Below are 12,697 nucleotides of genomic sequence, written 5' to 3' on the forward strand. Positions count from 1 at the left end.
GCTCGGCGACCGGCCGACCGCCGCCGGTTGCGCGCCTCGTTGGCCACGATCCGGAGGAGCCAGGGCCGGAACGGGGAGCCCTCGCGGAAGCGGCCGAGGGCCCGGTGCGCCTTGACGAAGCCGTCCTGCACCGCCTCCTCCGCGTCGCCGCGGTCACCCGCGGCGACCAGCGCGACACGGAATGCGAGTTCCTGGTGCATGCGTACGAGCTCCTCGTAGGCGTCCACGTCGCCACGCTTCGCGCGCATGACGAGCGTCGTCTCGTCCAGTGGTCGGCTCCCCACTCGGCTCTTCTACACCCGGCGGTTCCCGCAGGTTCCGGTAGCGTCGAGGCGATGAGCGAGCGCTGGACGAGTCTCCGCCTCGACGACGTCCCGCCGATCACCGTCGCAGGCGAGCTTCGCTGGAAGCCGGTGCGCCGTACGCTCGGGATCGAGGCGTTCGGCATGAACGCGTACACGGGCGAGAACGTCGGTGACGACGTCGTCGAGCGCCACAGCGAGGAGCGGCTCGGGCACGAGGAGGTCTATCTCGTGCTCGCCGGCCGGGCGACCTTCGAGCTCGACGGCGAGAGCCTGGACGCGCCCGCGGGGACGATCGTGTTCCTCCGCGACCCGACCGTGCGACGGTACGCGAGCGCCGCCGAGCCGGGAACGACGGTGCTCGCGGTGGGTGGCAAGCCGGGTGAGGCGTACACCCCGTCCGCCTGGGAGTGGTACTTCGAGGCCGAGCGGTTCCGCGACCCGCTCGACCCGGAGGCGGCGCTCCGCCTGATGGACGAGGCGAACGAGCGCTTCCCGGATCACGTCGGCGTGATCTACTCGACCGCCTGCTGGCTCGCCCTGGCCGGGCGCGAGGACGAGGCGCTCGAGACGCTGCGCCGGGCCGTCGAGCTCGATCCGCGCACACGCGAGTGGGCGGCCGGCGACGACGATCTCGTCTCGGTACGCGACCGGCTCTGACTCGCGGCGAGCGCCGCAAGCCGTCGCGCATGCGGCGCCGGGCTGGCGCGGCCCGGAGGCCGGCTCGTGCCGGCCGGGAGCAGGTCCTACGCGCCGGGCGTCATCCGGTACGCGTCGAACACGGCGTCCAGGTTGCGCAGCGACGTGAGGAGCGAGCGGAGGGCCTTCACGTCGCCGAGCTCGGCCGTGTACCAGTTCCTGGCCATCCCGTCCTCGACTGTGCCGCCGTACGAGACGATGTTGGCACCGTGCTCCGCGAACGTGCGGGCCACGTCCTCGAGGAGCCGCGCCCGGTCCCAGCCGTCGACGGCGATCTGCACGCGGAAGCTCGACGAGGTCGTGCCGGTCTCCCACTCCACCGGGGTGAACCGCTCCGGGTTCCGCATCAGCGCCTTCACGTTCGGGCAGTCGCCGCGATGGATCGTGATGCCCCGTCCGAGCGAGATGTAGCCCTTGATGTCATCGCCCGGCACGGGGGTGCAGCACTTCGCCAGCCGGACGAGCACGTCCTCGACCCCGGGAACGACCACGCCCAGGGACTCGCCCCTGACGATCCGCTTGCGCGCGGCCGGCTTGACCGTGATCACGGGCTCGTCGTCGACCTCGTCCGTCTTGAGGCGCTGGAGCACCTTGTTGACGACGTGCCCCGTCCCGATCTTCCCCGAGCCGAGCGCGAGGTAGAAGTCCTCGGCCTTCTTGAAGCCGAGCTCGCGGATCACGGAGGCGAGGACGCTGGAGCCCTGCAGCTTGCGGTACGGCAGGTTCTGGCCCTTCAGCGCCTGGTCGAGCGCCTCCCGGCCGCGCTGCTCGGTCTCACCGCGTGTCTCGCGCTGGAACCACTGGCGGATCTTGTTGCGGGCACGGGAGGAGGCCGCGAGCGAGAGCCAGTCGCGTGACGGCCCGCGACCCGACTTCGAGGTGAGGATCTCGACGAAGTCGCCGTTCTTGAGCCGGTAGTGGAGCGGCACGATCCGCCCGTTCACCTTCGCCCCCACGGTCCGGTGGCCGACGTCGGTGTGAACGGCGTAGGCGAAGTCGATCGGGCTGGCGCCCGCGGGCAGTGTCTTCACCTCGCCCTTCGGGGTGAACACGTAGACCTCGTCGTCGAAGAGGTCGGTGCGGAGCGTCCGCATGAACTCGGCCGCGTCCTGCTCGTCGCCCTGCCAGTCCATCAGCGAGCGCACCCACGTGATCCACTCGTCGTCGCCCTTCCCCGCCTTGCCGCGCTTGTAGAGCCAGTGGGCGGCGACCCCGAGCTCCGCCTCCTCGTGCATGTCGCGCGTGCGCACCTGGATCTCGAGCGGCGTCCCGGAAGGGCCGATCACGGTGGTGTGCAGCGAGCGATACCGGTTGAGCTTCGGCATCGCGACGAAGTCCTTGAAGCGCCCCGGCATCGGCTTCCAGAGGGAGTGGATGATCCCGAGCGCGCCGTAGCAGTCGCGCGTCCCCTCCTCGCCCGAGCGGTCGACGATGACGCGCATCGCCGTGAGGTCGTAGATCTCGTTGAACTCGCGGCCCTTCTTGGCCATCTTGTCGTAGATCGAGTAGAAGTGCTTCGCGCGGCCCGAGATGGCAACCGGGATGTCCGCCTTCTCGAGCTCGAGCGCCAGGATCGTCGCCGCCTGGTCGACCTGCTCCTCCCGGTCGGCGCGCCGGTCGGCGACCATCGCCTTGATCTCGGCGTACTTGCGGGGGTGGAGGGCCTGGAACGAGAGATCCTCGAGCTCCCACTTCAGGGCGTGAATGCCGAGGCGGTGCGCCAGCGGCGCGTATACCTCGAGCGTCTCCTTCGCCTTCTGCACCTGCTTCTGCTTGCCGAGGTACTCGATCGTGCGCATGTTGTGCAGCCGGTCGGCGAGCTTGATCAGGATGACCCGCACGTCCTGGGCCATCGCGACGATCATCTTGCGGTAGTTCTCCGCCTCCGCCTGCTCCCGGCTGGAGAACTGGATCCGGGTCAGCTTGGTGACGCCCTCCACGAGCTGGGCGATCTCGGCGCCGAACTCGGCCCGGAGGTCGTCGAGCTCGGCCTCGGTGTCCTCGACGACGTCGTGCAGCAGCGCCGCGGCGATCGTCTGGCCGTCCAGATGGAGCTCGGCGCAGATGCACGCCACTCCCCACGGATGGTGGATGAAGTCCTCGCCCGAGCGGCGCAGCTGCCCCCGGTGGCGGCGCTCGGCAGTCTCGAACGCCCGTCGGATGAGGTCGCGATCGACGTCGGGGTTGTAGGTCTCGACGGTCGCGAGCAGCTCCTCGACGAGGTTCTCGTGATGCTGTTCGGCGCCTACGACCGTCATGAACCCAGTGTACGGGCCGAAGGCGCGAGTTCCCCCTAAGGGGGGAAGGAGCCCGCCCGGTCGCGACGAAGGGTGTGGATCATGCGGCTCGTGCGTGACTACCTGGAACGACGTCGGCTGCGGCGCATGCTCTTCATGCTCGCCGCCTCGACGCGACGCTGACGTCCCCGACGACCTCGGCCACCTCCTGACAGCCTGCGAATGCGGGCGCTTCCGGCCGTCCCAGGCCCGTCCCGCCCCCATGCGACAAGACGGCGCGCGATCTCATGCTCTCGAGAGGATGGCCTACGCGGCCTCCGGCAGCTCCACGGGGCCGCGCTCGAGGAGCGCACGGAAGCTGGCCGACTCGAGCAGCTGGCGCCTCACGCCGCCGGCGAGCCCGAGCTCGGCGAAGATCCGACTCGCCTCCGGCGTCCACGCCGCCTCGCCCGCTCTCCATTGCTCCACGAGCCACGCGCGCAGCTCGTCGTAGGCGTCCGGCGCGTCGAAGACCCGTCGTACGACGAGCTGTGGCGCGACGGTGCCGTTCCAGCGGTTCTCCTTGAGGCGGAAGGCGACGTCGAAGCGGGTGGCACCCTGGAGCCGATCGACCTGGGCGCCGAGCCCGAAGGCGATCGCCGAGCCTCCATCCCGCCCCTGTTGACGCACGCGGAAGCGCAGGTGCTTGCCCTCCCCGACGGCGGTCGCGCCTGTCGCCTCGATGCACGCGACGAGTAACGTCGGCTCGGGGTTTCCGAGCCCGAACGGGGCAAGCAGATCGAGCTCCTGCGCGAGCTCGAGCGTCAGCGCGCTCGCCGGGACGATCGCGTCCACGGTCGTGAGCGGGCGGAGGTCGACGTCCGCGAGCTCGATGTCCGCATGTCTCCCGAATGCCTCGGAGAACGCCTCGAGCTGCTCCGTCTCGATCGAGAGCCCGGCCGCGGCGCGGTGCCCGCCGTAGCGTCCCAGGTGTTCCGCGCACGCGCCGAGCCCGGCGTGGAGGTCGAAGTCCGCGATCGAGCGTCCGGAGCCCTTCCAGCCGTTACCGCTCCTGGCGATCAGCACCACCGGGCGGTGGAACCGCTCGACCAGGCGCGACGCGACGATCCCGATCACGCCCTCGTGCCAGCTCTCGTCCCAGAGGACGTATCCCCTCCGGTCGCGTACGGCAGCCGGCAACGCCTCGACGCGGGCGATGGCGTCGCGCAGGATCCGCTCCTCGACGCCCTGGCGATCCCGGTTGAGCTCCTCGAGCTGGGCCGCGAGCGAGCGGGCCTCGGCACGGTCCTCGGTGAGCAGGAGCTCGAGGGCGAGGTCCGGCCGTCCCAGTCGCCCGGCTGCGTTGATCCGCGGAGCCAGCCGGAAGGCGACGGCGGTCGCGTCGACGGCCGCGGGGTCGACCCGCGCTGCGTGCATGAGCGCCTGCAGGCCCGGCCGACCGGTGCGCGCGAGCGCGCGGAGCCCGGCCGCAGCAAGCGCGCGGTTCTCGTCGACGAGCGGGACGACGTCGGCGATCGTGGCCAGCGCGACGAGGTCGAGCGTGCGGGCGACGGCGGGGTGGTCGTCGCCGAGCAGCGCCCGGGCGAGCACGTGGACGACCCCCGTGCCGCAGAGCTCCCGGCAGGGGTAGCGGGAGGGCCTGGTCGCGACGACGGGGCAGTCGGGGAGCTTCTCGCCCGGCCGGTGGTGGTCGGTCACGATCACGTCGAGCCCGAGCTCCCGTGCGCGGGCGACCTCCTCGACGGCCGTGATCCCGCAATCGACGGTGAGCACGAGGTCGACGCCCTCCTCGGCGAGACGCTCGATCGTCTCCCCGGCGAGGCCGTAGCCCTCCTCGAAGCGGCTCGGCAGACGGTACTCGACGTTCGCGCCGATCTCCTCGAGCACGAGAACCGCCACGGCGGTCGCCGAGATCCCGTCGACGTCGTAGTCCCCGTGGACGCAGATCCGCTCGCCGGCGGTGACCGCCGACCGGATGCGCTCGACCGCCGTGGCCATGTCGCCGAGCGTGAAGGGGTCGTGCGCCGGCGGCGCCGCGTCGAGGAACACGCGTGCTGCGGCGGGCTCCCCGAGACCGCGGCGGACGAGCACCGTCGCCGTCGTCTGGCTCACGCCGAGCTCGTCGGCGAGCGCCTCGACACGGTCCCAGTCACACGGTCGAGTGGTCCAGCGGCCCTCCTGCATCGCCCCGCCGACGGTACGGACCGTGTCGGACGGACGTTCGTGGCCGGGGGTCGCGAATGGTTGCCTCTGACGCCTCCCCGCAGCTGCGGCCGCGAAGCCGCCGCGTTCGGGGATCGGCCGCTCCGAAGGCGGGGATCAGCGGCAGGATTCCGCTTCTGCGGAGCCCCGTCTCGCGAGCAGGATCTCTACGCGCGCCGCTCGCGCCGCTCGCGCCGGAGCTGCAGGATCACCTTGACCCACAGCATCACCACGGCGACCGTCGCTCCGAGCACGCACACCGCGATGGGCGCGAAGTACGCCATCTGCTCGATCGAGTATTTCGTCACCGCGGCGCCCACCAGCCAGATGGCGAGCACCGCGCCGATCATCCCGATCACGAGGCGGCGGTTCTTCACACACGCAGGGTAGTCCACGCCTCCGCACGTGCAGTGGTGTGCCCGGCGGCCCCCAACGCGTCGCATTCCGTCGTCCTCGGTCGCCCCGAGACCGAGGGTATCGGGGCTCCCTGCGTCCCGGGACTGCTCGGTCTGGGCCCTCCGGACACGGACGAACTGACGGAGACGTGTACTAGCCTGCGTCCGATGAGCGAGATCGCGTCGAACTACTCGTCAGGCGACGACTACACGCTCGAGTTCCTCGGGTACCGCTTCTCGTTCGGCGCGCGCGACTTCGAGGAGCGGGTCGGTGCCGCTGCCGTCAAGCTCGGCCTCGTGCCCTCGAACGACCTCGACCCGGACGAGGTCGCCGACCTCGTCGAGCTCTCGGCCGACGGGCGCATCGCGCAGTCGCGGAGCGCCCTCGGGGCGTACCTCGTCCGCAACTGGGAACGGCTGGCGCTCGTCGACGGCGAGTCGCTCGTCTACTGGCTCCGCAAGCTCGTTTTCCGGGGTGCCTACCTCGACCATCGTGTCAAGGAGGGCCTGCTCGAGATCGTCTGGGACGAGGAGAACGGCGAGTTCGCCTACGCGGAGCCGGCGGGCGGGCGCGCCCTACTCGAGCTCGCCCCGACGCCCTCGTGGCGCGCGCTCCAGTTCCGCAGCGACAGCCGCTGAACCCGCTAGAGCTCGCCGGAGTCGCCGGACCCGGTGAACCCGGGTGCCCGCTCCTGCGTCGGCGCGCCGATGCGCAGCTCTCGCACGGCGCCGAGCGGGACGATGATCTCCTCCGGATCGTCGTCGTCGCAGTGCGGGCAGAAGCTGACGAAGCCGAAGCCCGGCTCTGCCGACAGCGTCCTCAGCCGGTGGAGCGACCCGTCGACGAGCTCGAGGCTCACCTCGGCGTCCTCCAGCCCGTGCTCCTGCTTGAACGCCTCGACCCGGCGCAGGATCCGCTTGACCAGCTCGTCGAGCGGGCCGGGCATCCCGGGTGTCCAGATCGCGGTGCTCAGAACAGGCTCGTGTCGTCGCGCGTCGTGCCGAGGTGTGCCCTCCCGAGGTCGGTGATCACCCGGCCCCGAGGCGTCCGCTGCAGGAACCCGAGCTGCAGGAGGTACGGCTCGTAGACGTCCTCGATCGTGTCGGTCTCCTCGCCGAGCGCGACTGCCAGCGTCGAGAGGCCGACCGGGCCTCCACCGAACTTGACCGCCACCGCCTCGAGGAGCTCGCGGTCGACGCGCTCGAGCCCCTGCTCGTCGACCTCGAGCAGCTCCAGCGCCTCCTGTGCGACGGCGGTGGTGACGGCGCCGGAGTGCCGCACCTCCGCGACGTCGCGTACGCGCCGGAGGATGCGGTTCGCGATCCGCGGCGTGCCGCGCGAGCGCGACGAGATCTCCTCGGCCGCGTCGTCGGCGATCTCGACCTGGAGGATCCCTGCGGAGCGGCGCACGATCGTGGCCAGCTGCCCCGGGTCGTAGTAGCCGAGCCGGAAGGTCATGCCGAAGCGGTCTCGGAGGGGGGTCGTGAGCAGACCGGTCCGCGTCGTGGCGCCGACGAGGGTGAACGGCGGCAGGTCGAGCGTCAGCGTCCGCGCGGCGGCGCCCTGCCCGAAGACGATGTCGAGCCGGAAGTCCTCGAGCGCCGGGTACAGGATCTCCTCGGCGGAGCGGTTGAGGCGGTGGATCTCGTCGACGAACAGCACGTCGCGCGGCTCGAGGGCGGTGAGGATCGCGGCGATGTCCTTCTTCTCGAGCGCAGGCCCGGCCACCGTGCGCAGACCGACGCCGAGCTCCTCGCGCACGATCTGGGCCAGCGTCGTCTTCCCGAGCCCGGGCGGGCCCGCCAGGAGCACGTGGTCGAGCGCCTCGTCGCGCGCCTTGGCCGCGTCGAGCGCGATCTGCAGCTGCTCCTTGACCCTCTCCTGGCCGACGAAGTCGTCGAGCCGGCGGGGCCTCAGCGAGCGCTCCGCCTCCTCTTCCTCCGGTCGCAGCGCGGGCGCAAGGAACTGGCTCATGCGCGCTCCTGGCGGGCGGCAGCTCCCGCCGGGCGAAGCCCGGCTCCGCCGCCGCCTGACGTCGCTCGCGGCACGGTGCCGTCCGGGCCCGTCTTACGCATACTGTGCCCTCCGGCCCCGCACCGCGAGCGCCGCCCCAGGAGCGCGCATGGGCTCGCTCATCAGGGCAATCCTCATGCCGCCGCACCGCGCAGCGCGAGCCGGACGCGCTCCTCGGCCGGCAGGTCGGGATCGATCTCGGCAAGCGCCCGCTCGGCGTCGACGAGGGCGTACCCGAGCTCGACGAGGGCGTCGCGAGCGACGGCGTGGCCGGGCGCGTCACCCACGGCGGAGAGCGCGGGCTCCACGACGGTGCCGAGCTTCTCCCTGAGCTCGAGGACGATCCGCTCGGCCGTCTTCTTGCCGATGCCGGGGATCGCCTGGAAGCGCGCATGGTCGCCGAGTGCGATGGCCCGGCGCAGCTCGGCCGCAGGCGAGCCCGAGACGACCGCGAGCGCGACCTTCGGCCCGACGCCGCTGACCGTCAGCAGGTGCACGAAGAGCTCGCGCTCCTCTCCGTCCACGAAGCCGTAGAGCTGCATCGCGTCCTCGCGGACGTGGAGGTACGTCTCGACCGTCACCTCGGCGCCGGCCGTCGCACGCCGGAGAACGGCCGGCGTCGCGGCGACGAGATAGCCGACGCCGTTCACGTCGAGCACGAGGCCGTCCGGCGTGCGGCCTGCGGGTCTCCCCCGGAGACGCGCGATCACGGTCCGGCCCTCACGACGCGAGGCGGGTGAGCGGCGGCATGGACACGTGGCAGATCGCGACGGCGAGCGCGTCGGCCGCGTGCGACGTCTCGGGCTCGCAGTCGAGCGAGAGCAGCATGCGCACCATCCGCGAGATCTGGCCCTTGTCGGCCCGGCCGTACCCGCACACGACCTGCTTCACGCGCGCCGGCGCGTACTCGGTGCACGCGACCCCGGCCGACGCGGCCGCGACGAGCGCGGCGCCGCGCGCCTGCCCGACGAAGAGCGCGATGCGGGCGTCGGCACCGACGAACGACTCCTCCAGCGCGACGGCGTCCGGGGCGTGCTCGTGGATGAGGCCGGTGACCCCCTCGAAGATCGTCCTGAGGCGAAGCTCCGGGCGCTCCCTGGCGCCGGACGTCCAGCACCCGTGGTCGAGAGCCCTGATACGCCCGCCGTTTACGTGGACGATCCCGTACCCGCACGTCGCCGTCCCTGGGTCGATGCCGAGGACTTTCACGTGCAGAGGGTACGGGTCCCTCCGGACGGCAATCGTCTACGGTCCGGGCGTGGAGATCGTCGACCTGACGGCGCTCGACGGGCGCGGCCCTGCGTGGGGAACGGCCAGCGAGGAGCTGAACGCGACGCTCCTCGTCTGGCGCGCGGGCGAAGGACAGCCCGAGCACGTGAACCAACAGTGCGACGTCGCGATCCTCGCGCTCGCGGGCTCGGGCACCCTCGCAGTGGACCGCTCCGAGCATCCCCTCGCAGCCGGCTCGTTCGCGATCGTGCCCCGCGGCGCGAGCCGAAGCGTCGCCGCCGGCCCCGACGGCCTTCGCTGCCTCACCGTGCACCGCCGCAGGGGCGGTCTCCAGATCGCGCGTCTCCCCGCCTCGCCCTCGTGAACGCACCCGCGCGACGTCAGGTCGCGACGGCCTCCAGCACGGCCTCCGGGATGTCGAAGTTCGCGTAGACGTCCTGCACGTCGTCGTTCGACGCGGGGGAACCCCTGGTTCCCCCACGAGCCCCCTCCTCAGGAGGCGACGGCCTCCAGCACGGCCTCCGGGATGTCGAAGTTCGCGTAGACGTCCTGCACGTCGTCGTTGTCCTCGAGGCCCTCGACCAGCCGGACGACCTGCTTGGCGGTCGACTCCTCGGCGATCGAGACCGTGGTCTTCGGCACCATGGAGAGCCCCGCCGACTCGAGCGTGTACCCCGCGGTCTCGAGGGCCTCGCGCACGCCGGTCAGCCCCTCGGGCGTCGAGGACACGACGAAGCTCGTGCCGTCGAGCTCGACGTCGTCGGCGCCCGCGTCGGCCGCTGCGAGCACGAGCTCGTCCTCGTCCACCCCGTCGGCGTCGACGAGGACCACGCCGCGCCGCTCGAACTGCCATGCCACGGCCCCGGTCGCGCCGAGGTTGCCGCCGTGCTTGGAGAAGAGGTGCCTCACGTCGGACGCCGTGCGGTTGCGATTGTCCGTCAGCGCCTCGACGATCACCGCGACGCCCTCCGGCCCGTAGCCCTCGTAGACCACGGTCTCGAAGCTCGCGCCGTCGATCCCCTCGCCCGCGCCCTTGGCGATCGCACGCTCGATGTTGTCCTTCGGCATCGAGTACGACCGCGCCTTCTCGATCGCGTTCTGGAGCGCCAGGTTCGAGGCGGGGTCGGAGCCGCCCTCCTTTGCGGCGACCATGATCGCGCGGGAGAGCTTCGAGAACAGCTTGCCGCGCTTGGCGTCCGCCGCGCCCTTCTTGTGCTTGATCGTCGACCACTTGCTATGCCCTGACACTCGTCGCCTCCGTGACCAGCTCGAGAAACCGTTCGTGGATCCGCGGATCATCCGTGAGCTCGGGGTGGAACGACGCAACGAGCACCTGACCGTCGCGCAGGAGCACCGGCTCGCCGTCTAGCTCCGCCAGCACCTCCACGTCCTTGCCGACGTCGCGAACGCGCGGGGCGCGGATGAAGACGCCCCGGAACGGCCGCTTCTCGCCTTCGAGAGGGACGTCCGCCTCGAAGCTCGCGACCTGACGCCCGTACGCGTTCCGGTCGACGACGAGGTCGGCCAGCCCGAGGTGCGCCCGGTCGACGAGGATCATCCCGGCGCACGTGCCGAAGACCGGCCGGTCGAACGCGCGGATCGCCTCCTCGAGCCCGTAGAGCGATGCCAGCCTCGTGATCGTCGTGGACTCCCCGCCCGGGATGACGAGGCCGTCGAGGGAGTCGAGGTGCTCGGGAAGGCGCACTTCCACGACATCCGCTCCCGCCGCCCGCAGCGCGCGCGCGTGCTCGCGAAAGGCTCCCTGCAGGGCCAAGACTCCGATCCGCGGCCTCCCGTCCATCTACTCGAAGTGTAGATCGGGCCGGCTTTGCGCCTGTGCTGCGTGCGCTACCAGCCGCGAACTTCGAGACGCTCCCCCTCGGGGAGCGTGCTCGCGGAGATGCCCACCATGGGCGCCCCCAGCCCCGACGAGACCTCGGCGAGGATCTTCGGGTCGGCGTAGTGCGTCGTGGCCTCGACGATCGCCTTCGCCCGACGGGAGACGTCCTCCGCCCAGCCGTCGGAGTCGAGCTCGATGTCGCGACCGGACTTGAAGATGCCCGACCCGACGAAGACGCCGTCGGCGCCGAGCTGCATGCACAGCGCCGCGTCGGCCGGGGTCGCGATCCCGCCCGCCGTGAAGGTGACGACCGGCAGGCGGCCGTTCTCGGCGACCCAGCGGACGAGCTCGTACGGTGCCCGGTGCTCCTTGGCGGCGGCGTAGAGCTCCTCGTCGCGCAAGCCCTGAAGGTGCCGGATCGCTCCGAACACGGCGCGCATGTGCGTGACCGCGTTCACGATGTCGCCCGTCCCGGCCTCGCCCTTCGTCCGGATCATCGCTGCGCCCTCCGCGATCCGCCGGAGCGCCTCGCCGAGGTTCGTGGCGCCGCACACGAAGGGGACCGTGAAGGCGTGCTTGTCGACGTGGTGCTCGACGTCGGCAGGTGTCAACACCTCCGACTCGTCGATGTAGTCGATCTCCAGCGCCTCGAGGATCTGCGCCTCGACGAAATGGCCGATGCGGCATTTCGCCATCACCGGGATGGAGACCGCCTCCTGGATCTCCCGGATCCGCTGCGGATCCGACATGCGGGCGACGCCGCCGTCGCGGCGGATGTCGGCGGGGACCCGCTCGAGCGCCATCACCGCGCACGCGCCGGCCTCCTCCGCGATCCGCGCCTGGTCGGCGTCGACGACGTCCATGATGACCCCGCCCTTGAGCATCTCTGCGAGGCCCGTCTTGACGCGCAGCGTGCCGATCTCGGCCATGCGCTGAGTGTAGCGGGGCGCCTCGACCGTCAATCGAAGGCGAGGCGCCCCGCGGTGGAAGCCGTCAGGCCGGTCTGGGTGGCTCGTCGCCGGCGTCGTCGACGACGGTGTCGGCGGTGTCCGGGGCAGACGGTGGGGGCGGTGCCTGGGCGGGCGTGTCGTCACGGTCGACCGCGTCTCGAGCCCTCGAGGTCGCGGACGACATCTGGCTCCTGACGTCGGCCAGGCTCTCGCCCGAGGCCTGCATGTTCATCCAGGCGCCGACGACGATGATGATCGCCAGTGCGAGTCCCAGCCAGGACCAGAACGTGCGATCGACGAAGTCACCGCCCGGCTTGTCGATCCAACGAATGAACGTGAAGATGAGCAGCAGCACCGCGAGCGCGGCCGTGATCATCGACGGCGTGACTCCGACCTCGAACTCGATGTTGGCGAGGCGCAGCGCCTGCCAGACGATCAGCCCGATCGCGAGCAAACCTGCGATCCAGCCGACGCCGTGCCACATCGTGATGCCCGTGTCGGCCCCGATCGCGTCGAGCTCGTCCTCTCCCGGTCCCCCGTAGTCGAACCAGCTGAAGAACGAGACGATCAGGAAAACGATCGTCGCGCCCAGCACGAGCTTTGCGCCCGTGGTGAGCTCATTGAACTTGTCCATTTTCCGCCCGTTTCCTTTCGATGGATGGCCAATTCTCTCGTATTCGAGCACCGGATGTGAGACAGATACCACCAGCGCGGCGCGACTCCTCTCCCCACGGGCGACAACTCGCCTGCCTCGACGTTGCGTCGTGACCGGGGGCCCGAGTGCCGGGCCCCCAGCTTTCTCCCGGTGGGCGGCGCGGGCCGCCGCAC

The 12,697-nt window shown here is 71.1% G+C and carries 15 protein-coding genes; 3 read left to right on the top strand and 12 right to left on the bottom strand.

From position 1 onward, the window contains the following. Positions 1 to 284, bottom strand: a 284-nt coding sequence (locus VFO26_RS16095; protein ID WP_325116087.1) for an RNA polymerase sigma factor, incomplete at its 3' end; no start/stop codon positions are given. Between the two features lie 51 nt (positions 285 to 335). Here VFO26_RS16095 and VFO26_RS16100 point away from each other — a divergent pair. Next, positions 336 to 962 carry a TPR end-of-group domain-containing protein gene (locus VFO26_RS16100; protein WP_325116088.1) on the top strand — a complete coding sequence of 209 codons (627 nt, stop codon included), beginning with the start codon at positions 336 to 338 and terminating at the stop codon, positions 960 to 962. 86 nt (positions 963 to 1,048) lie between these two features. Here the strand turns inward: VFO26_RS16100 and VFO26_RS16105 are convergent, their stop codons facing one another. The 3 genes from VFO26_RS16105 to VFO26_RS16115 all read right to left on the bottom strand — a co-directional run bounded on the left by VFO26_RS16105 (position 1,049) and on the right by VFO26_RS16115 (position 5,817). Continuing rightward, on the bottom strand, positions 1,049 to 3,259 hold the full coding sequence (locus VFO26_RS16105; RefSeq protein ID WP_325116089.1) for a bifunctional (p)ppGpp synthetase/guanosine-3',5'-bis(diphosphate) 3'-pyrophosphohydrolase: 2,211 nt from the start codon (positions 3,257 to 3,259) through the stop codon (positions 1,049 to 1,051). Between the two features lie 285 nt (positions 3,260 to 3,544). After that, complete coding sequence (gene recJ, locus VFO26_RS16110) at positions 3,545 to 5,422, bottom strand: single-stranded-DNA-specific exonuclease RecJ (RefSeq protein WP_325116090.1); 1,878 nt, start codon at positions 5,420 to 5,422, stop codon at positions 3,545 to 3,547. Between the two features lie 185 nt (positions 5,423 to 5,607). Beyond that, a complete protein-coding gene (locus VFO26_RS16115) occupies positions 5,608 to 5,817 on the bottom strand; it encodes a hypothetical protein (RefSeq protein ID WP_325116091.1) in 210 nt (69 codons plus the stop codon). A 186-nt stretch (positions 5,818 to 6,003) separates the two neighbouring features. Between VFO26_RS16115 and VFO26_RS16120 the strand changes: the two genes are divergently transcribed. Continuing rightward, positions 6,004 to 6,474: a hypothetical protein gene (locus tag VFO26_RS16120; RefSeq protein ID WP_325116093.1), complete on the top strand. Its 471-nt coding sequence runs from the start codon at positions 6,004 to 6,006 to the stop codon at positions 6,472 to 6,474. Positions 6,475 to 6,479: 5 nt separating this feature from the next. Here the strand turns inward: VFO26_RS16120 and VFO26_RS16125 are convergent, their stop codons facing one another. The 4 genes from VFO26_RS16125 to ruvC all read right to left on the bottom strand — a co-directional run bounded on the left by VFO26_RS16125 (position 6,480) and on the right by ruvC (position 9,058). Further along, entirely contained in the window at positions 6,480 to 6,782 is a 303-nt protein-coding gene (locus VFO26_RS16125) for a hypothetical protein (RefSeq protein ID WP_325116094.1), read from the bottom strand. Positions 6,783 to 6,805: 23 nt separating this feature from the next. Beyond that, positions 6,806 to 7,810, bottom strand: coding sequence for a Holliday junction branch migration DNA helicase RuvB (gene ruvB / locus VFO26_RS16130; RefSeq protein ID WP_325116095.1), 1,005 nt, complete (start codon positions 7,808 to 7,810; stop codon positions 6,806 to 6,808). A gap of 173 nt (positions 7,811 to 7,983) precedes the next feature. After that, the gene (gene ruvA / locus VFO26_RS16135) at positions 7,984 to 8,559 is read right to left on the bottom strand and encodes a Holliday junction branch migration protein RuvA (protein WP_325116096.1); all 576 of its coding nucleotides are present in this window, start codon (positions 8,557 to 8,559) and stop codon (positions 7,984 to 7,986) included. 10 nt (positions 8,560 to 8,569) lie between these two features. Next, positions 8,570 to 9,058, bottom strand: a complete 489-nt coding sequence (ruvC, locus tag VFO26_RS16140; RefSeq protein WP_325116097.1) for a crossover junction endodeoxyribonuclease RuvC — start codon at positions 9,056 to 9,058, stop codon at positions 8,570 to 8,572. 49 nt (positions 9,059 to 9,107) lie between these two features. On the opposite strand from ruvC, the gene VFO26_RS16145 reads away from it, so the two are divergent. Further along, on the top strand, positions 9,108 to 9,443 hold the full coding sequence (locus VFO26_RS16145) for a cupin domain-containing protein (RefSeq protein ID WP_325116098.1): 336 nt from the start codon (positions 9,108 to 9,110) through the stop codon (positions 9,441 to 9,443). 128 nt (positions 9,444 to 9,571) lie between these two features. Here VFO26_RS16145 and VFO26_RS16150 read toward each other — a convergent pair whose 3' ends face one another. From VFO26_RS16150 to VFO26_RS16165, 4 genes are all read right to left on the bottom strand, one after another. Beyond that, positions 9,572 to 10,327, bottom strand: coding sequence for a YebC/PmpR family DNA-binding transcriptional regulator (locus tag VFO26_RS16150; RefSeq protein ID WP_325116099.1), 756 nt, complete (start codon positions 10,325 to 10,327; stop codon positions 9,572 to 9,574). Next, on the bottom strand, positions 10,314 to 10,880 hold the full coding sequence (gene pdxT / locus VFO26_RS16155; RefSeq protein ID WP_325116100.1) for a pyridoxal 5'-phosphate synthase glutaminase subunit PdxT: 567 nt from the start codon (positions 10,878 to 10,880) through the stop codon (positions 10,314 to 10,316). The genes VFO26_RS16150 and pdxT overlap by 14 nt, the downstream gene beginning before the upstream one ends. A 47-nt stretch (positions 10,881 to 10,927) precedes the next feature. Beyond that, positions 10,928 to 11,848, bottom strand: a complete 921-nt coding sequence (gene pdxS / locus VFO26_RS16160; RefSeq protein ID WP_325116101.1) for a pyridoxal 5'-phosphate synthase lyase subunit PdxS — start codon at positions 11,846 to 11,848, stop codon at positions 10,928 to 10,930. Positions 11,849 to 11,912: 64 nt separating this feature from the next. Beyond that, on the bottom strand, positions 11,913 to 12,503 hold the full coding sequence (locus VFO26_RS16165; protein WP_325116103.1) for a hypothetical protein: 591 nt from the start codon (positions 12,501 to 12,503) through the stop codon (positions 11,913 to 11,915). Positions 12,504 to 12,697: the final 194 nt, after the last annotated feature.

It is taken from the genome of Gaiella sp. (genome assembly GCF_035710885.1).
Classification (GTDB): Bacteria; Actinomycetota; Thermoleophilia; order Gaiellales; family Gaiellaceae; genus Gaiella.